General features: G+C 69.3%; 18 protein-coding genes and 1 pseudogene. 10 read left to right on the top strand and 9 right to left on the bottom strand.

The genetic code is table 11. The annotated features are described in order from the left end of the window. Positions 1–486 (bottom strand): annotated as a pseudogene (locus tag ON41_RS26430) (hypothetical protein); the annotation flags it as partial. A gap of 109 nt (positions 487–595) precedes the next feature. Between ON41_RS26430 and ON41_RS26425 the strand changes: the two are divergent. The 3 genes from ON41_RS26425 to ON41_RS26420 all read left to right on the top strand — a co-directional run bounded on the left by ON41_RS26425 (position 596) and on the right by ON41_RS26420 (position 2,823). Then, a complete protein-coding gene (locus tag ON41_RS26425) occupies positions 596–2,047 on the top strand; it encodes an MDR family MFS transporter (protein ID WP_040750483.1) in 1,452 nt (483 codons plus the stop codon). A 28-nt stretch (positions 2,048–2,075) separates the two neighbouring features. Then, a complete protein-coding gene (locus tag ON41_RS41855; protein ID WP_157185632.1) occupies positions 2,076–2,243 on the top strand; it encodes a hypothetical protein in 168 nt (55 codons plus the stop codon). 262 nt (positions 2,244–2,505) lie between these two features. Continuing rightward, complete coding sequence (locus tag ON41_RS26420) at positions 2,506–2,823, top strand: nuclear transport factor 2-like protein (protein ID WP_040750482.1); 318 nt, start codon at positions 2,506–2,508, stop codon at positions 2,821–2,823. A 6-nt stretch (positions 2,824–2,829) separates the two neighbouring features. Here ON41_RS26420 and ON41_RS26415 read toward each other — a convergent pair whose 3' ends face one another. Then, positions 2,830–3,399, bottom strand: a complete 570-nt coding sequence (locus tag ON41_RS26415; RefSeq protein ID WP_040750480.1) for an AMIN-like domain-containing (lipo)protein — start codon at positions 3,397–3,399, stop codon at positions 2,830–2,832. Positions 3,400–3,471: 72 nt separating this feature from the next. Here ON41_RS26415 and ON41_RS26410 point away from each other — a divergent pair, with 72 nt between their 5' ends. The 3 genes from ON41_RS26410 (at position 3,472) to ON41_RS26400 (ending at position 6,494) form a co-directional block, all read left to right on the top strand. Then, the gene (locus ON41_RS26410; RefSeq protein ID WP_040750479.1) at positions 3,472–4,623 is read left to right on the top strand and encodes a class I SAM-dependent methyltransferase; all 1,152 of its coding nucleotides are present in this window, start codon (positions 3,472–3,474) and stop codon (positions 4,621–4,623) included. 166 nt (positions 4,624–4,789) lie between these two features. Continuing rightward, the gene (locus tag ON41_RS26405) at positions 4,790–5,644 is read left to right on the top strand and encodes a Bax inhibitor-1/YccA family protein (RefSeq protein WP_040750477.1); all 855 of its coding nucleotides are present in this window, start codon (positions 4,790–4,792) and stop codon (positions 5,642–5,644) included. A gap of 73 nt (positions 5,645–5,717) precedes the next feature. Next, a complete protein-coding gene (locus ON41_RS26400; protein ID WP_040750475.1) occupies positions 5,718–6,494 on the top strand; it encodes an alpha/beta fold hydrolase in 777 nt (258 codons plus the stop codon). A 145-nt stretch (positions 6,495–6,639) separates the two neighbouring features. Here the strand turns inward: ON41_RS26400 and ON41_RS26395 are convergent, their stop codons facing one another. From ON41_RS26395 to ON41_RS26385, 3 genes are all read right to left on the bottom strand, one after another. After that, the gene (locus ON41_RS26395) at positions 6,640–7,860 is read right to left on the bottom strand and encodes an acetyl-CoA C-acetyltransferase (RefSeq protein WP_040750474.1); all 1,221 of its coding nucleotides are present in this window, start codon (positions 7,858–7,860) and stop codon (positions 6,640–6,642) included. A 73-nt stretch (positions 7,861–7,933) separates the two neighbouring features. Beyond that, a complete protein-coding gene (locus tag ON41_RS26390) occupies positions 7,934–8,803 on the bottom strand; it encodes an SGNH/GDSL hydrolase family protein (RefSeq protein ID WP_040750473.1) in 870 nt (289 codons plus the stop codon). A 132-nt stretch (positions 8,804–8,935) separates the two neighbouring features. Then, positions 8,936–9,418 (bottom strand): hypothetical protein, encoded by a 483-nt coding sequence (locus tag ON41_RS26385; RefSeq protein ID WP_221333051.1) that lies wholly within the window; start codon positions 9,416–9,418, stop codon positions 8,936–8,938. Between the two features lie 141 nt (positions 9,419–9,559). Here ON41_RS26385 and ON41_RS26380 point away from each other — a divergent pair, with 141 nt between their 5' ends. Next, complete coding sequence (locus ON41_RS26380; RefSeq protein WP_040750471.1) at positions 9,560–10,954, top strand: cystathionine beta-synthase; 1,395 nt, start codon at positions 9,560–9,562, stop codon at positions 10,952–10,954. 112 nt (positions 10,955–11,066) lie between these two features. On the opposite strand, the gene ON41_RS26375 is transcribed toward ON41_RS26380, so the two are convergent. Beyond that, positions 11,067–11,531 (bottom strand): hypothetical protein, encoded by a 465-nt coding sequence (locus ON41_RS26375; RefSeq protein WP_051162512.1) that lies wholly within the window; start codon positions 11,529–11,531, stop codon positions 11,067–11,069. After that, complete coding sequence (locus tag ON41_RS26370) at positions 11,518–11,976, bottom strand: hypothetical protein (RefSeq protein WP_040750470.1); 459 nt, start codon at positions 11,974–11,976, stop codon at positions 11,518–11,520. Before ON41_RS26370 ends, ON41_RS26375 begins: the two co-directional genes overlap by 14 nt. Positions 11,977–12,719: 743 nt before the next feature. Here ON41_RS26370 and ON41_RS26365 point away from each other — a divergent pair. Both ON41_RS26365 and ON41_RS26360 read left to right on the top strand, forming a co-directional pair. Then, entirely contained in the window at positions 12,720–13,337 is a 618-nt protein-coding gene (locus tag ON41_RS26365; RefSeq protein WP_040750469.1) for a transglycosylase SLT domain-containing protein, read from the top strand. A gap of 168 nt (positions 13,338–13,505) precedes the next feature. Then, entirely contained in the window at positions 13,506–14,387 is an 882-nt protein-coding gene (locus tag ON41_RS26360; protein ID WP_306307790.1) for a mechanosensitive ion channel family protein, read from the top strand. A 42-nt stretch (positions 14,388–14,429) separates the two neighbouring features. On the opposite strand, the gene ON41_RS26355 is transcribed toward ON41_RS26360, so the two are convergent. Next, on the bottom strand, positions 14,430–14,774 hold the full coding sequence (locus ON41_RS26355; protein ID WP_040750467.1) for a DUF6401 family natural product biosynthesis protein: 345 nt from the start codon (positions 14,772–14,774) through the stop codon (positions 14,430–14,432). Between the two features lie 87 nt (positions 14,775–14,861). Beyond that, positions 14,862–16,025: an acyl-CoA dehydrogenase family protein gene (locus ON41_RS26350; protein WP_051162510.1), complete on the bottom strand. Its 1,164-nt coding sequence runs from the start codon at positions 16,023–16,025 to the stop codon at positions 14,862–14,864. 38 nt (positions 16,026–16,063) lie between these two features. Between ON41_RS26350 and ON41_RS26345 the strand changes: the two genes are divergently transcribed. After that, complete coding sequence (locus ON41_RS26345; protein ID WP_040750466.1) at positions 16,064–17,212, top strand: cystathionine gamma-synthase; 1,149 nt, start codon at positions 16,064–16,066, stop codon at positions 17,210–17,212. The last annotated feature ends 76 nt before the right edge of the window (positions 17,213–17,288 follow it).

Genomic DNA, 17,288 nt, shown 5'->3' with positions numbered 1-17,288 from the left:
GGCGAGGACCGCCAGCCCCAGGGCCAGCGCCAGCAGCGCCAAGATGAAGACACACGGGTGTACGCCGCCGTGCGCCGCGCCGCAGCCGTCGCATCCCGCCCCGGCCTGTGCGTCGTGCTCGACGGGCGCGGCCATCGATGGCGACGCTATGGCCGAGTGATGCGCGGGCGGCATCTGCGACGAGCCGCGCGCGATGGGGGTGCCGCCGTGAGCGATCGCCCCGTGGTCGCCGATCCCGGCGGCGCTTGCCGGTTCGCCGCTTCGCGGTTGGCCGATCCCGGCGGCGCTTGCCGAATATGCGGGTGTTTCGGCGGCCATATGCGCGGCGGTGTGCGGGATGGCTGCCGTGACCACCGCGGATGCTTTCGCGTGGGCGTGCCCGGTCGCGAAGACGACCACGTGCATCAGGGCGATGCCCGCCAGGAGCGCCAGCATGCCGAGCAACCGGGCGTAGCCGGGCACTCGGGTCGCATGCTGTCGGGTCACGCCCGACATTCTAGGCCCTGGGACGGCGATACCCCCTTGCCGTATGGAATAGGTCCGCTCATGGGATGTTTGACCTGTAGTCGAGCTGGGTTGACGAGAGGGAAGTTCTTTGCGCGCCGCCACCGGGAAATCCTCCATCGGCCTCCGGTCCGACCGCGGCGCCATCCTCGCCGCTCTCATGCTGGCAACCTCGCTGGTGGCATTGGATTCCACGATCATCGCCACGGCGGTGCTCACCATCACCGACAGTCTCGGCGGCTTCTCGCAGTTCCCGTGGCTGTTCTCGATCTACCTGCTGGCGCAGGCGGTGACCGTGCCGATCTACGGCAAGATCGCCGATACCTTCGGGCGCAAGCCGGTGATGCTGTTCGGTATCGCGGCCTTCGCGCTCGGCTCGCTGCTGTGCGGTATCGCGACGACCATGCCGGCGCTCATCGTCTTCCGGGCCGTCCAGGGCATCGGCGCCGGGGCGGTGCAGCCGATGTCGATGACCATCGCCGGCGATATCTACACCCTCGAGGAGCGCGCCACGGTGCAGGGTTATCTGGCCGGGGTGTGGGCGGCCTCGTCGGTGCTCGGCCCGCTGCTGGGCGGGATCTTCTCCGAATACGTCAGCTGGCGCTGGATCTTCCTGATCAACCTGCCGCTCGCCGCCCTCGCGGCCTGGGTGCTGATCCGCTCCTTCCGGGAGACCGCGCCCCGGCAGCGGCAGAGCATCGACTATCTAGGGGCCGTCCTGCTGGCCGGGGGCGCCGGAGCGATCATCCTCGGTCTGCTGGAGGGCGGGCATTCCTGGGCGTGGACGTCGCCGGTCGGCATCGGGGTCTTCGCCGGGGGCGTGGCGCTGCTGGTGGTGTTCGCCTTCGTCGAGCGTGGCGCCCGCAGCCCGATCCTGCCGCTGTGGGTGTTCACCCGCCGCATCGTCGTGACCGCCAGCCTGGCCTCGCTGCTGATCGGGGCCGTCATGCTCGGATTGACCTCGTACGTCCCGACTTTCGCGCAGGGTGTGCTCGGCGTCGGCGCGCTCGTCGCGGGCCTGACCGTCGGCGCGCTCACGCTGGGCTGGCCGCTGACCGCCTCGCAGGCGGGAAAGTTGTACCTGCGCATCGGATTCCGGCGCACCGCGCTGCTCGGCAGCAGCCTGGCCGCGCTCGGTGCGCTGTCCACCCTGCTGATCGGCTCGGGGTCGACGCTGTGGCAGGTCGCGGCCAGCTGCTTCGTCATCGGCGCGGGGATGGGGTGGGTCGCGGCGCCGACGCTCATCGCCGCCCAGACCAGCGCCGAGTGGAGCGAGCGCGGGGTGGTCACGGCGACCACCATGTTCGCGCGGTCGATCGGTAGCGCGGTCGGGGTCGCGGTCTTCGGCGCGCTGGTCAATCTCCGGGTGGGTGGCGTGGAACATCCGGCGCCCGAGGCGCTTTCGTCGGCGATCCAGCTGGTGTTCATCGGCGTCTCGGTGATGGCGGTCGTCATGGTGGTGGCGGCCGCGGCGCTGCCCCGCGACCGCGCCGCCCGATCGGTCCCCGCCCCGGAGCCGAGTGCGACGGTGCCACAGGAATAACGGCCACCCCGCGCGTAGGCTGAAACGCATGGGACAGTTCGGCGAACTCCTCCACGGCGGCAAGTTGCGCAAGGAGAGCGACGACGAGACGGGCACCGGCGAGCCGTTCGAGCCCGGCTCGCTGGACCTCGATCGCGGCGTGATCCGGTTGAGCCCGCGCTCCGAGGCGCGGGACGAGGAGCCAGGAAAGGGCTAGCCGCCGCGCCCGCGGGGAGCGTTGGTCACTCCGCCGGTCAGCGCGTTGTGGTCTCCGCTCATCAGGGCGTTGGTTCCCCTTCGTCAGGGCGTTGGTTCCCGCTCCGTCAGGGCGTTGGTTGCCCCCTTCGTCAGGACGTTGGTCCCCTCTCCGTCAGGGCATCGTTCGAGCCTTTAGTTACCCCTCCCATCGTCAGATGGGGTTGCGGTACGTTTGCGGGTGACCGGATTTCGTGCGTACCGGACCCGGAAGGGGTGCCAGGATGGCCGACCAACTCGATCCCGTGGTGGCGAAATTCATCGATGCGCTCAACGGCGGTGACCAGGACGCCTTCTTCGGCGTGCTCACCGACGACGCCACCATGTCGGACGACGGAAACGACCGTGGCCTGCGGCAATGGGTGCAGAGCGAGGCCTTCGACTCGGGTGGGCGGATGGCCGTCGACCCGGACACCGTCGCCGAGGGCGGCCGCGCCTTCGTCGCCGACTACTCCAACGACCGCTGGGGCGCGATGCGCACCGCGTGGCGCTTCACGGTGACGGGGGACAAGATCGCCCGCTTCGAGACCGGGCAGGCCTGAGCCGCCTCACCCGGTCGCGACGTCGACGACCAGCCGGGCCGGATTCTCCAGCGCGTCCACCGAGAACGCGGGCCGGTCGCCGTTCACCCCGATGAACGACTGCGTGGTGCCCTCGTAGACCACCGTGCGATACACGCCCGCGATCCCGGGCGCGCTCGGATCGGTCGCCGGATCGGGCCCCTCGTACTGGGAGACCCCGCTGTCCCACGGGTACGACGAGCCGAGAATCCGCACCTCCAGGACGGATTGCCCGGCCACGTCGACCGGTTTGCCGCTACCGTCCCCCACCGCCCGATCGGTGTACTGCACCCGCCAGCCGGGGCTGCCGGCGCCGCCGAGTTCGTAGACCACCCGATCGAAACCCGGATGGTGTCCGATGCGGACATTGGCGACCGTCAGCCGGGCGTCGGCGGACGCCGTGCCCTCCTGCGGCGTGGCCGCGGTGGGCGGCGCCTGCGGCATGGCCGCGGTGGGCGGCGCCGGCGGCGGGGCCGGCACGGGATCCGTCGAGCCGCTCGAGCAACCCGCCAGCAGTGCGAGTCCCGCTACCACCGTCAACGCCAGCCTGTTACGCATGGGGCCGATGGTATTCGGTGATACCACCGGGGTCGCCGCGACGACACGGCAACGATCTAGCACACTGTAGGAGTGCAGGAGGTCGACGACGTATTGGGGCGGTTGCGACGGTACCCGGATGTGGAGGCGGTGAATCTGTACGCGGTCGATGCCGCGGACCGGCTGATTCTCGACGTCTCCGCCGACGCCGTGGCCGCGGCGGGCGACGGACGGGTCGCGGTGATCGACGACAGTTACGGCGCGCTCACGCTGGGCGCCGTCGCGGCGCACGATCTGAGCGCGGTCCGCGTGCATCAGGACCTGCTCACCGGCGAGCTGGCGCTGGCCGGCAATGCCCGCGCGGCCGGGCTGGCCGACCGCTACGCCACCCACGACCTGGGCCGCCGGCTGCTCGAAAACGTGAAGGTGGTGCTGTTACGGCTGCCCCGGGCGCTGTCCGGCCTGGCCGAGATCGCCGACGCCGTCGCGCGGTACGCCGATCCCGAGGTCGAGGTGTTCGCCGGGGGCCGCGACAAATACCTGACGCCGGCGATGAACGACGTCCTGGCCGAATCGTTCGGCTCCGTGCGCGCCAGCCGTGGCCGGCAGAAGTCGCGCATGCTGCTGGCGCAGGATCCCAAACAGGTCGGGGAGCCGCCGTTTCCCGTCCGCAAGCAACTCGACGAGGTGGGTCTCGAGGTGGTCGCGCACGGTGCGGCGTTCTCCGGCCCGCGCCTGGACATCGGCACCCGCTTCCTGCTCCAGCACGTCCGGCGGATGAAGCCCGATGCCCGCGACGCCATCGACCTGGGCTGCGGCACCGGGATACTGGCCGTCGCGCTGGCCAAGGAGCGCCCGCACGTCAGCGTGGTCGGCACCGATCAGTCCGCGGCGGCCGTCGCCTCGGCGCGCGCCACCGCCGCCGCCAACGGGGTCGCCGACCGGGTGACGGTGCTGCGCGACGACGCCATGACCGGCGTGGCCGGGCACAGCGCCGATCTCGTGTTGTGCAACCCCCCTTTCCACGTGGGCGCGGCCGTGCACACGGGATCAGCGATCAAGATGTTCGCGGAGACCGGCCGGGTACTGCGGCCCGGCGGCGAACTGTGGACCGTCTACAACTCGCACCTGAACTATCGGGGCGTGATGGAACGCCTGGTCGGCCGGACCGATGTGGTGGCGCGCAATCGCAAGTTCACGGTGACGCGCTCCGTCCGTGGCCTGTACGACGCCCGGCAGGAGTAGATTCCGCTCATCCCGTCCGCTCCCGGCGACATCGGGGACGCGGTAGTACAGTCCCGTTTGTCCGTTTTTATGCCCGGTTCGGGAACTTGCTTCCGCCGCGGCGCGTTGGATACTTCAAACGGCCACGAGAGTCGTGGACCGCGACCTTCGGAAAGGCACGGGAACGGTGCGCACCTCAAGCAACCCGATCTTCAAGAATCTGCCGAAACAGCAGGGCGGCTACGCGGGGTTCGGTTCGGCGACCGCGAGCGCCGGACAGTTCGCACAGTACGGGCAGCAGTACCCGCCGCAGGGCTACGAGCAGCCGTACCAGCAGCCCGCGCAGGCCACCCGGCCGATGACCATCGACGACGTCGTCACCAAGACCGGCATCACGCTGGGCGTCGTGACCGTCGCGGCCGTCCTCTCCTACGGGCTGACCGCCGCCAACCACGCGCTGGCGCCGCTGTTCGTCGTGGTCGGCGGGCTCGTCGGCCTGGTCCTGGTGCTGGTCGCGACGTTCGGCCGCAAGCAGGACAACCCGGCCATCGTCCTGAGCTACGCCGCCTTCGAGGGCCTGTTCCTGGGCGCGCTGTCGTTCATGTTCACCAATGTCGCCTTCGGCGGCGTCGGTGGTTCCGCGCTGATCGCGCAGGCGGTGCTCGGCACGTTCGGCGTGTTCTTCGGCATGCTCGTGGTCTACAAGACCGGAGCCATCCGGGTCACGCCGCGCTTCACCCGCATGATCGTCGGCGCCATGATCGGCGTGGTCGTGCTGATGCTGGGCAACCTGGTCGCCGCGTTCTTCACCCCCGGTGGCTTCGGCCTGCGTGACGGTGGCGCCCTGTCCATCGTGTTCAGCCTGGTCGTGATCGCCATCGCCGCGTTCAGCTTCCTGCTCGACTTCGACGCCGCCGACCAGCTGATCCGCGCCCAGGCGCCGGAGAAGGCCGCGTGGGGCGTCGCCCTGGGCCTGACCGTCACCCTGGTCTGGCTGTACCTCGAGATCCTGCGGCTGCTGAGCTACTTGCAGAACGATTAGTAGCCATGCTCCCTGCGGGTGGTCACCGAGAATATCGGTGGCCACCCGTTTTTCGTGAGGAAGGACGCTGTTCGTGCCGTATGCCAAGGCCGCCGAGGGGGTTCGCCTCGCCTATCAGGTCGAGGGGGACGGGTTCCCGCTGCTGCTGATCGCGGGGCAGTCCAATAATCATCACTGGTGGGACGGTATTCGCGACGACTTCCACGGTGTGCATCGGACCGTCACGTTCGACTATCGCGGCACGGGGGACAGTGACAAGCCCGATATTGCCTACAGCACACCGGGATTCGCCGACGATGCGATCGCGGTTCTCGACGAGCTGGGGATCGATCGGGCCGATGTGTACGGCACATCGATGGGTGGACGGGTGGCGCAGTGGGTGGCGGCGCGGTATCCGGATCGGGTGCGGGGGCTGGTGCTCGGGTGTACTTCGCCGGGCGGGCGGCACGGGGTGGATCGTGGGGCGGATATCCGGCGGCTGCTGGCCGATCCCGCTACGGCCGAGCGGACTTTGCTGGACCTGATGTACACGCCGGCGTGGCTCGCTGCGCATCGCGGGCCTTATCAGACTCTGGGGGATCAGGGGATGCCGTCCTATGCGCGGCGGCGGCATCTGATCGCCAGTCATCGGCATGATGCGTGGGATGTGTTGCCGGACATCGTCGCCCCGACTCTGGTGGTGCACGGGAGTGACGATCGGTTCAATCCGGCCGGTAATGCTCCCCTGCTGGCCGAGCGTATTCCGGGGGCTCGGTTGGGGATGATCGCCGGGGCTCGGCATGCTTATTTCGAGGAGTTTCGGTCTATCGCAGGGCCTTTGGTTCGGGACTTTCTTGCGTCGTTGTCTTGAGTTGCGAAGGCCCCGTTGTCCCGGCCCAGGGGCCGGGACAACGGGGCAATGAAGATGGGCTTTGCCGGAACAACGGGGCAATGAGAACGGCGGCCTATTTCGGCGTGAGAAACGCCGGTCTTCCGCTAGTGCCCTGTCTCTCGCGTCAGCTCAGGCGCTCGATGATCATGGCCATGCCCTGGCCGCCGCCGACGCACATGGTTTCCAGGCCCCACTGCTTGTCGTGGGTCTGGAGGTTGTTGATCAGGGTGGCGGTGATGCGGGCGCCGGTCATGCCGAAGGGGTGGCCGAGGGCGATGGCGCCGCCGGACACGTTCAGCTTGTCCAGGTCCATGTTCAGCTCGCGGGCCGAGCCGAGGACCTGGACCGCGAAGGCCTCGTTGATCTCGTACAGGTCGAGGTCGTCGATGGTCTTGCCGGCCAGCTTCAGTGCCCGCCGCACGGCCTCGATCGGGCCCAGGCCCATGATCTCCGGCGACAGGCCCGACACGCCGGTCGAGACGATGCGGGCCAGCGGGGTCAGGCCCAGCTCCTTCGCCTTCGTGTCGCTCATGATCACCAGCGCCGCCGCGCCGTCGTTCAGCGGGCAGGCATTGCCGGCGGTGATCGTGCCGTCCGGGCGGAACACCGGCTTGAGCTGCGACACCTTCTCGTAGGTGGTGCCGGCGCGCGGGCCGTCGTCGGTCGAGACGACGGTGCCGTCGGGCAGCGTCACCGGGGTGATCTCGCGCTCGAAGAAGCCGGACTTGATGGCCTCCTCCGCGCGGTTCTGCGAGCGCACGCCCCAGTGGTCCTGGTCCTCGCGGGAGATCCCGGTGAACTGGGCGACGTTCTCGGCGGTCTGGCCCATCGCGATGTACACGTCGGGCAGCTCGTCGTTCTCGCGCGGATCGATCCAGCCGTCCGAACCGCCCTCGGCGCGCTTCGCGGTGCGGGCCTCGGCCTCGCCGAAGGCGATGTTGTGGGTGTCCGGCCAGCCGTCGGAGGTGCCCTTCGGGAACCGCGAGACGGTCTCGACGCCGGCGGAGATGAACACGTCACCCTCCCCGGCCTTGATGGCGTGGAAGGCCATCCGGCTGGTCTGCAGCGACGACGAGCAGTAGCGGTTCAGCGTGACGCCCGGCAGGAAGTCGTAGCCCAGCTGGGTGGCGACCACCTTGGCCATGTTGAAGCCGGCCTCGCCGCCCGGCTGTCCGCAGCCGAGCATCAGGTCGTCGATATCGGTGGCGGCCAGCGCCGGCACCTTGTCGAGAGCGGCACGCACCATCTGGGTGGCGAGGTCGTCCGGGCGCATGCCCACGAGGGAACCCTTGCCTGCGCGGCCGATGGGGGAGCGGGCAACGGAAACGATGACGGCCTCTGGCATGAGGACTCCTTCGTCGGGTGGCGAACGACCAAGCGGCCGTTCGGTACACAGAATACGGAATTCTCTTCCGAATCTACGTCGCGCCGATCGGGCTAGGAACACCCGGTATGCCCGAATCCCGCCGATCGAGCTCCTGGAGCAGCGCGGGCAGCAGGTGAGTGGCCGCCAGCTCGTACCCGGCGGCGGAGGGATGGAAGCCGTCGGCGGAGAACAACACCTCGGGTGTGGTGCGGAAATCGTGACCGAGGAGATCGCCCATCGGCACCGGTGTTCCGCCCGCCGCCCGGGTCGCACCGGTCTGCGCTCGTCCGAGCCGGACGCTCCAGCCGTGCACGACCGTGCGCAGCGGTTGCGGGATCGCCGCCACCGCGCCCAGATCGGGGCAGGTGCCGACGACGACCACGCTGCCGGCCTCGTGCAACCGGGCCACCGCCGAGCGCAGCCGCTGCGCCGAGCGCAGCACGGAATGCTTCTTGGTGACGTCGTTGGCGCCGATCAGGATCACCGCGGCGTCGGGCGGCGGACCGGCGACGAACATCGCGTCGACCTGGCCGGCCAGACCCTTGGAGGTGGCGCCGGAGATGGCCTTGGTACTCAGGCGGATTCGGCGTCCGGTGGCCTCGGTGAGCCCGCGCGCGATCCGCACGCCCGGCACCTCCTCGGCGCTCCGGCAGCCGACACCCGCGGCCGTGGAGTCGCCGAAGATCATCAGGTGCAGGTCGAAAGGCACGCCGGTACGCCACGGCGCGGGTGCGAGGCATCCGGATGTGTACACGCCGTCGGCCTCGGGCGGCTTCGAGGTGTCGCGGCCGATCACCGTCCGCGCGGCCGTCGCCTGCTGCATCAGCAGCCGGTACGCCGCCCACGACGCGGTGCCCGCGCCCGAACCGGCCGCCACGGTGGCGGCGCCGGTCATCGCGACAGTGCGCCAGGTCCTCGCCATGGATCCACACCACCCTCCGCAACACCGAAAGTTTTCATGCCTGCGTATATCGTGCCGGATCCGGTGAATGTGAGCACCTGCCGCGGCGACGGTGATATCCGTCTCGGCCGCGGAAAGGGGTGACGCGCGGGCCTATTCGCCCGGCGGCGGGGGCGGCGGCCCGGCGACGTCGAACGCGCCGTGCGACGGGATGTTGAAGTTGGCGGTGGTGGTCGTGACCTCGATGTGGCCCGGACCGGTGTCCTGGAACTGGGCGTACAGGATGCTGCCGTAGATGCCGGCGACCACGTTCAGGCGGTATTCGCCCGCGGCGCCCGTGGTGGTGTTGCGCCACGCGACGGTGGTGTCGACATCGCACAGCGGGGCGAGCGGGTACTGACCCTGGCCCACGCCCGCGATCGGTAGCGACTGCACATTGATGATGGCCCGGCCCGGATAGTCGGCGCTGGTGTCGGCCCAGGTCCGGATACTGCCCCAGCAGAGCCCGCCGAAGAAGACACTCGGCGTCTGCGGGAATTCCACGGTTTGCGCACTCGCCGGGGCGGACGACGCGATGGCCGTCGCGGCCCCGAGGCAACCGAGCACGGCGGCGGCGGTGCGGGCGTTCTTCGGCATCCTCACGGGGCCGATGATATGGGCAAAGCGCTCCGCAGTCGCGGCGCACGCCGGAACTCGCGCGGGAATCCCCCGACTTCGCGGTTTCCGGCCACCGGAGGCGCGAGTAGGGGCGCGTCGCGACTCTGCAACGATGGGGACATGCGCATCGCGAACCACGTCGTCGACTTGATCGGCAACACCCCGCTCGTTCGATTGAACTCCGTGGTGGGCCCGAACTCCGGCCTGGTGGCGGCGAAGATCGAATATCTGAACCCGGGCGGCAGCTCGAAGGACCGGATCGCGGTGAAGATGATCGATGCCGCCGAGGAGCAGGGCCTGCTGAAGCCCGGCGGCACGATCGTCGAGCCGACCTCCGGCAATACCGGCGTCGGCCTGGCGCTGGTCGCCCAGCAGCGCGACTACAAGTGCGTCTTCGTGTGCCCGGACAAGGTGAGCGAGGACAAGCGAAACGTGCTGCGCGCCTACGGCGCCGAGGTCGTGGTGTGCCCGACCGCCGTCCCGCCGGAACACCCCGACAGCTACTACAGCGTCTCCGATCGCCTCGTGCGCGAGATCCCCGGCGCCTGGAAGCCCGACCAGTACTCCAACCCCGGCGGCCCGGACAGCCACTACGAGACCACCGGCCCCGAGATCTGGCGCGATACCGACGGCACGGTCACCCACTTCGTCGCGGGCGTCGGCACGGGCGGCACCATCACCGGCGCGGGCCGCTACCTCAAGGAGGTCTCCGGCGGCAAGGTCAAGGTGATCGGCGCCGATCCGGAGGGCTCGGTGTACTCCGGCGGCTCCGGCCGCCCCTACCTGGTCGAGGGCGTCGGCGAGGATTTCTGGCCCAGCGCCTACGACCCGGCCGTACCGGACGAGATCATCGCCGTTTCGGACGCCGACTCCTTCGATATGACCCGCCGCCTGGCCCGCGAGGAGGGCCTGCTGGTCGGCGGCTCCTGCGGGATGGCGGTCGTCGCGGCGCTCCAGGTGGCCGAGCGGGATCCGGACGCGGTCGTGGTGGTGCTGCTGCCCGACGGCGGCCGCGGCTACCTGTCGAAGATCTTCAACGACAACTGGATGAGCTCCTACGGCTTCCTGCGCTCCCGGCTGGACGGCTCCACGCCGGAGCGGACGGTCGGCGATGTGCTGCGCGGCAAGTCCGGGGCGCTCCCGGACCTGGTGCACACCCACCCGCAGGAGACCCTGCGCGATGCCATCGAGATCCTGCGCGAGTACGGCGTCTCGCAGATGCCGGTCGTCGGCGCCGAACCGCCGGTGATGGCGGGCGAGGTGGCCGGCAGCGTCACCGAGCGGGATCTGCTGTCGGCGGTCTTCGAGGGCCGCGCGCACCTCACCGATCCGGTGTCCAAGCATATGAGCGAGGCCTTCCCGCTGATCGGTTCCGGCGAGCCCGTCTCGGCGGCGACCAAGACCCTGGAATCCACGGACGCGCTCATGGTCGTGGAGGACGGGAAGCCGATCGGGGTCATCACCCGTCACGACCTCCTGGGATTCCTCAGCAGTTCGGGCCTGTCCTTCCACTGACCCTGCTCACATGCGCGCCCTCCGCCGATGGACACGCGCGGGCGTGAAAGATGTTCCGTACGAACCCGTTCCAGTCGGGTGAAACGTGTCGATGGTGAATCCCGTTGCCGCGCTAGGCCGACCGCGCTCGTTGCCTGATTCGCGGCTGGCCGTGCAACACCTCGTCGACCAGGTCGGACCAGTCGTCGGCCAGGGTGGCGAGCCGGTGCCAGGCGGTGTGGACGCGCTCGTCGGAGATGTCGGCGACGGTGTGGAGCAGGCGGGTGGCGTGGACCTGGGCGGCGGCCATGCGGTCGACGGCGCCGCCGAGGGATTCCGGATACGGGCCGCGGCGGCGGTTCCGGGGCGGATGCAGGGTGGCGCCGACCCAGTTGTCGATGGCGGCGACGAGTTCGGCTCGGCCGCCGTCGATTTCGGCCGCGTGGCTGGGCTCGTCGTGCCGGCGCAGATGTAGTTCGGCGAGGGCGCGGGCCCAGCGCACCACGGGGTGGCCGTCCGGGTCGTCGTCGAGGTGGCCGCAGAACGCGGCGAGCAGTTCGTGCCAGTCGGGCAGCAGGACGGTCTCACGCGGGGACATGACCGGCCCCTATCGGCAACGACTCCCGCACCGCGCGCAGGACCATAGCCCGCGCCGGCAGCAGCAGCGGCCCCGGTACGGGTTCGCTCGCCCAGTGCCAGCCCAGCGGGTAGTCCGAGGCCGGCAGCATCACCCGGCGGCCCGCGGTGAGCACGGCCACCTCGTAGGCTGTGAGCCGAAGGTGTTGCGTGACATCGTAATACGGCTGTGGCGTCGCGGTCAGGAATACCCAGCGGCGATTGCGCGGATCGGCGACGGCGGGCGTCGCCGGCGCCGCGCGCAGCCGCTCGCGCACCTGGCGGCCCAATTCGGCGGGCATGGAGACGGCGTCTACCCGGCCACCGCAGGACAGGAACGGCCGCCCCGCGAACAGCCGGACCGGAAAACCGAACCGCGCCCGTAACAGGTGTGCCACATCGGTCGGGGAATGACAGGACTCGAACATCTGGTTACCTCCGAACCTCCGGGCAGCATGCGCTGGGCGCCGGTGCGCGCGGCGGTGTAACTGGCAGCGGGAGCACCGGGCATGAAACAGCTTGCGCGTTCAACCTGGCCCTGGTGGTGACGGCCAGATGGCGCTTGGATGACCGGTCGTAACAATGTGATGCGCACGGGCGCGGGCCCGGCTGTGAGGTGGGCGCGAGGGCCCATCCGCAGCGCGCCGGGCAACGTGCGGGCATCTGCCCCGAAGATCACGAACCGTGACCGTCCGAGGTGCGGAAACGGCCGCGAATACGGTCAAATCGCCAACGTCCAGCACGACACGGCAACTTTTTCTGTGACCCGCAGCACTTTGGGGTTTCAAGCAGATTCCCAGGTCATGGCGTCATAGCGGGCGCAAATTGAAGATTCTCTCAAAGTGCCGCACCGTTTGTTAACCTTCGGTTCAGTCTCCGTTAACCTGCCGCGATCATTCTGTGACCTCGTCAGTCATCCGACCTCGCGTCCGGATAGTACGAGGAGATGTCAGCGCCAATGCCGGCCGCGCACGCGTCCCGCGTCGTCGCCGGGGCACGGCACCCACTGAGCGGAGCCGTGTCCGTGGGGAATGCGAATCCCCTTCTCTCATAACCAGTCTCAAAAAAGCATGCAGTGCGCAGGTGAGAGCCGCGACCCGGTCTCGCCCTGGTTCCGCACTGCCTGTCGCAGGCCGGCGACGGCCACCAGCAGAGTAGGAAAACACCGCGCATGTCGAAGAACACCCTGAAGAGCAGTAGAGCCAAGGCGGTCGCGCGCACCGCCGGATCCGCGACCCTGGCGCTGGCCGCCTTCGCCGCCGTGACCTCCGCGGGCGGGCACGGGACGGCCGATGTGAAGCCGGCCGCCCTGGCCTCCACCCTCGCCGCGACCGCCGATAACGCCCCTGCCACCGCCACGGAGGTCGCCGCTGTGGCCCCCGCCCCGGCCCCCGAGGCGGCCCCGGCCCCGGCGCCCATGCCCGCGCCGCTGCCGGTCGAGCCCCCGCCGCCGCCGGCCCCCAGCTACCCGAACAACCTGGACGGCTGGATCCACCAGGCGCTGGACATCATGGCCGCCCGCGGCATCCCGGGCAGCTACGACGGCATCTACCGCAACATCATGCGCGAGTCGACGGGTAACCCCCAGGCCATCAACCTCTACGACTCCAATGCCGCCGCGGGCATCCCGTCCAAGGGCCTGCTGCAGGTGATCGACCCGACCTTCGCCGCGTATCACGTGGACGGCACGACCTTCGACGTCTGGGATCCGGTCGCCAACATCGTCGCCGCGTGCAACTACGCCGCGCACCGCTACGGCTCGATGGACAACGTCAACTCCGCATACTGACGCAGCGCTGCCGACTCGATAACACCGCGTTATCGAGTCGGCAGCAAAATGTTTGCAAACCCCTGATTCGAATGATCACGGACGGGTATAACCGCCGTGTAGTAGTTCTGGCAAATTGTTGGGACAGGGGAGATAGCGGAAGGGACGGGTCGCGTGTACACCTCCAGTTTGGCTATCGATTTTCAGCAGGGCATGTCGAACGCGTGGAGCGCGATTGCGACGTTCGTGCCCAAATTCATCGGATTCCTGGCGATCCTGGTCGTCGGCTGGATCATCGCGAAGGTGATCGCCAAGGTCGCCGACCGGATCCTGCGCCGGGTCGGATTCGACCGGCTCGTCGATCGCGGCGGGATCAAGGACATGCTGGCCAACAGCCGGTACGACGCCACCGGCCTGCTGGTGAAGCTGGTCTACTACGCGATCCTGCTGATCGCGCTGCAGATCGCCTTCGGTGTCTTCGGGCCCAATCCGGTCAGCACGATGCTCAACGGCATCGTCTCCTGGCTGCCGCGGGCCGCGGTCGCGATCATCATCGTGTGTGTCGCGGGCGCGATCGCGCGGGTGGTCACCGACCTGATCGGCAATATGCTCAGCGGGCTGTCCTACGGGCGCATGCTGGCGCGGCTGGCCGCGGTGTTCATCTGGGGCGTCGGCATCATCGCCGCCCTGAACCAGATCGGCGTCGCGACGTCGGTCACCACGCCGATCCTGATCACGGTGCTGGCCACCATCGGCGGCATCCTGGTCGTCGGTATCGGCGGCGGCCTGGTCCGGCCCATGCAGCAGCGCTGGGAGGGCTGGCTGAACACCGTCGAGGGTGAGATGCCGCAGCTGCGCGGGCACGCCGAGGCGTATCAGCGCGGCCGCGAGGACGCCGCCCGGCAGCGCGAGGGCGCTACCCGGCAGGAGCAGTGGGCGGGTTCTCCGCAACCCGGCGACCGGTGGACGCCGCAGACCAGCGGCGCGGCCTACCGGCCGGACACCGGCGAGGGGCCCGCACAGGGATACGGCGAGGCGCCGGGCTACGGCACCCCGTCACAGCCGCAATGACGCGGCGATAGAGCCTGGGCGGTCGCGGTCACCCGCGGCCGCTCAGGCCTTTTTCTGGGCCAGCATGCATACCGCGGCCAGCCGCAGCTGCAGCCATTCGGCGCCGATCCAGCCGGCGAGATCGCCCGGCGCGGGCACGGCGACGGGACCGGAGTCCAGCAGCCCGCGGGCGTAGCCGGCCAACAGCACGCCCGTGGGCACCATCGCCGAATTCCGCACACCGAGATCGAGAATGTCGCGAACCGCCGCGGCATGCTGGTCCAGCGCCGCCGACAACGCGGGCAGTTCCTTCGCGGCGGTCGATGCCGGAACTCCGTGAGTTGCGTGCAGGCGCTTCAAGGTCTTGCGCGCCGATACTTCGAGCAACGCGGAGCCGAGCAAAAACACTTACTTATGCTAGCAATCATGCAGCGTCCGCAGGAGTGGGACTTCTCACTCGTGGATATACGGGAATTGGCTATCGCGCAGCATATTTCAGCGGAACGCCTTGGCTCCGGTCAGCGCCTCGCCGAGCACGAGCTGATGCACCTCCGCGGTGCCCTCGTAGGTGAGCACCGACTCCAGATTGTTGGCGTGCCGCAGCACCGGATAGTCGAGGGTGATGCCATTGGCGCCGAGAATCGTCCGGCATTCGCGCGCGATGGCGATCGCCTCCCGGGTGCTGTTGAGCTTGCCCGCGCTCACCTGCTCCGGCCGTAGCTCGCCGCGATCCTTGAGCCGGCCCAGATGCAACGCCAGCAGGGTGCCCTTGCCGAGTTCCACGGCCATATCCGCGAGCTTGGCCTGGGTCAGCTGGTAGGCGGCCAGGGGTTTGTCGAACACCTGGCGGGTGCCCGCGTAGTCGATGGCGGCGCTCAGGCAGTCGCCGGCCGCGCCCAGGGCGCCGAAGACGATGCCGAAACGCGCCTCGGACAGGCAGGCCAGCGGACCGGCCAGCCCGCGCGCCTCGGGCAGCACGGCATCGGCGGGCAGCCGCACGCCGTCCAGGTCCAGTTCCGCGGTGATCGAGGCCCGCAGCGACAGCTTGTGATGCATCTCGCGGGCGGTGAACCCCGGTGTGCCCGCCGGGACCAGGAAGCCCCGGATGCGGTCCTCGGTGCGTGCCCACACCACCGCCACATCGGCCACCGAACCGTTGGTGATCCACATCTTCGACCCGTCGAGAATCCAGTCGTCGCCGTCGCGCCGGGCGCGGGTGCGCATACCGCCCGGATTGGAGCCGTAGTCCGGTTCGGTCAGCCCGAAACAGCCGATCGCCCGCCCGGCCGCCATCTCCGGCAGCCACCGCTGTTTCTGCTCCTCGGACCCGTATTTGTGGATGGCGGTCATGGCCAGCGAGCCCTGGACCGACACCATGCTGCGGACCCCGGAGTCCACGGCCTCGAGTTCCAGGCAGGCCAGGCCGTATTCGGTCGCCGTGGTGCCGGCGCAGCCGTACCCCTCGAGATGCATGCCCAGCAGGCCGAGCTTCCCCAGCTCGGGGGCGAGGTCGCGGACGGGGAAGGTGCCGCGCTCGAACCAGTCGGCCACGTGCGGGCGCAGCCGCTGCTCACCGAACCGGCGCACGGTCTCGCGGATCTGGCGTTCGGTGTCGCCGAGCAGGGAGTCGAGGGCGAACAGCTCGTCTACGGTGACCATGCGAATCACACTATCGAGCACCTTCTAGGCTTGGGCCTATGACCGACGATCAGCTGGGGTTCTCCACACGGGCCGTGCACGCCGGATACGATCCCGATCCGCAGACCGGCGCGGTGAACGTGCCGATCTACGCGAGTTCGACGTTCGCGCAGGACGGCGTCGGCGGGATGCGCGGCGGTTACGAGTACGCGCGCACGGGCAATCCGACCCGCACCGCGCTGGAGGCCAACCTGGCCGCGCTGGAATCGGGGCGGTACGGGCGGGCCTTCTCCTCGGGGATGGCGGCCACCGACTGTGTGCTGCGGGCGGCGCTGCGCCCGGGCGACCACCTGGTCATCCCGAACGACGCGTACGGCGGCACCTTCCGCCTGATCGACAAGGTCTTCACGCAGTGGGGCATCGAGTACTCGGTGGCGCCGGTCTCGGACCCCGACGCGGTGCGTGATGCCTTGCGCCCCAACACCAAATTGGTGTGGCTGGAGACCCCGACCAACCCGCTGCTGAATATCGGCGATATCGCGGCGCTGGCCGATATCGCTCATCGCGGCGGCGCGAAACTGGTGGTGGACAACACCTTCGCCTCGCCCTACCTGCAGCAGCCGCTGTCGCTGGGCGCGGATATCGTGCTGCACTCGACCACCAAGTACCTCGGCGGGCACTCCGATGTGGTCGGCGGCGCGCTGGTCACCGACGACGCCGAACTCGACGCGGCGTTCGCCTTCCTGCAGAACGGCGCGGGCGCGGTGCCCGGACCGACCGACGCGTTCCTGACCATGCGCGGCGTGAAAACCCTTGGCGTGCGCATGGATCGGCACTGCGACAACGCCGAGACCATCGCGGAATTCCTCGCCGGTCACCCGAAGATCGAGCAGGTGATCTACCCGGGCCTGCCCGACCATCCCGGCCACGCGGTGGCGCAGAAGCAGATGCTCCGCTTCGGCGGCATGATCTCGGTGCGGCTGCGCGGCGGGCGCCAGGCGGCGCTGGACTTCTGCGCGCGCACCCGGATCTTCACCCTCGCCGAATCCCTCGGCGGGGTGGAATCGTTGATCGAACATCCGGGCGCGATGACTCACGCCTCCACCGAGGGCTCGGAGCTGGAGGTTCCGGCCGATCTGGTGCGGCTGTCGGTCGGTATCGAGGACATCAGCGATCTGCTCGCGGATGTCGAACGCGCGCTCGGCTGATTTCGCAAGCCCCTATGACACGACGGCGGCCCGCACCGAGGGAATCGGTGCGGGCCGCCGCCGTTCGGCGCTGTGT

Origin of the sequence: Nocardia transvalensis NBRC 15921 (assembly GCF_000308875.1) — a bacterium.
Lineage (GTDB): Bacteria > Actinomycetota > Actinomycetes > Mycobacteriales > Mycobacteriaceae > Nocardia > Nocardia transvalensis.
This window is presented reverse-complemented; position numbering and strand designations above follow the sequence as displayed.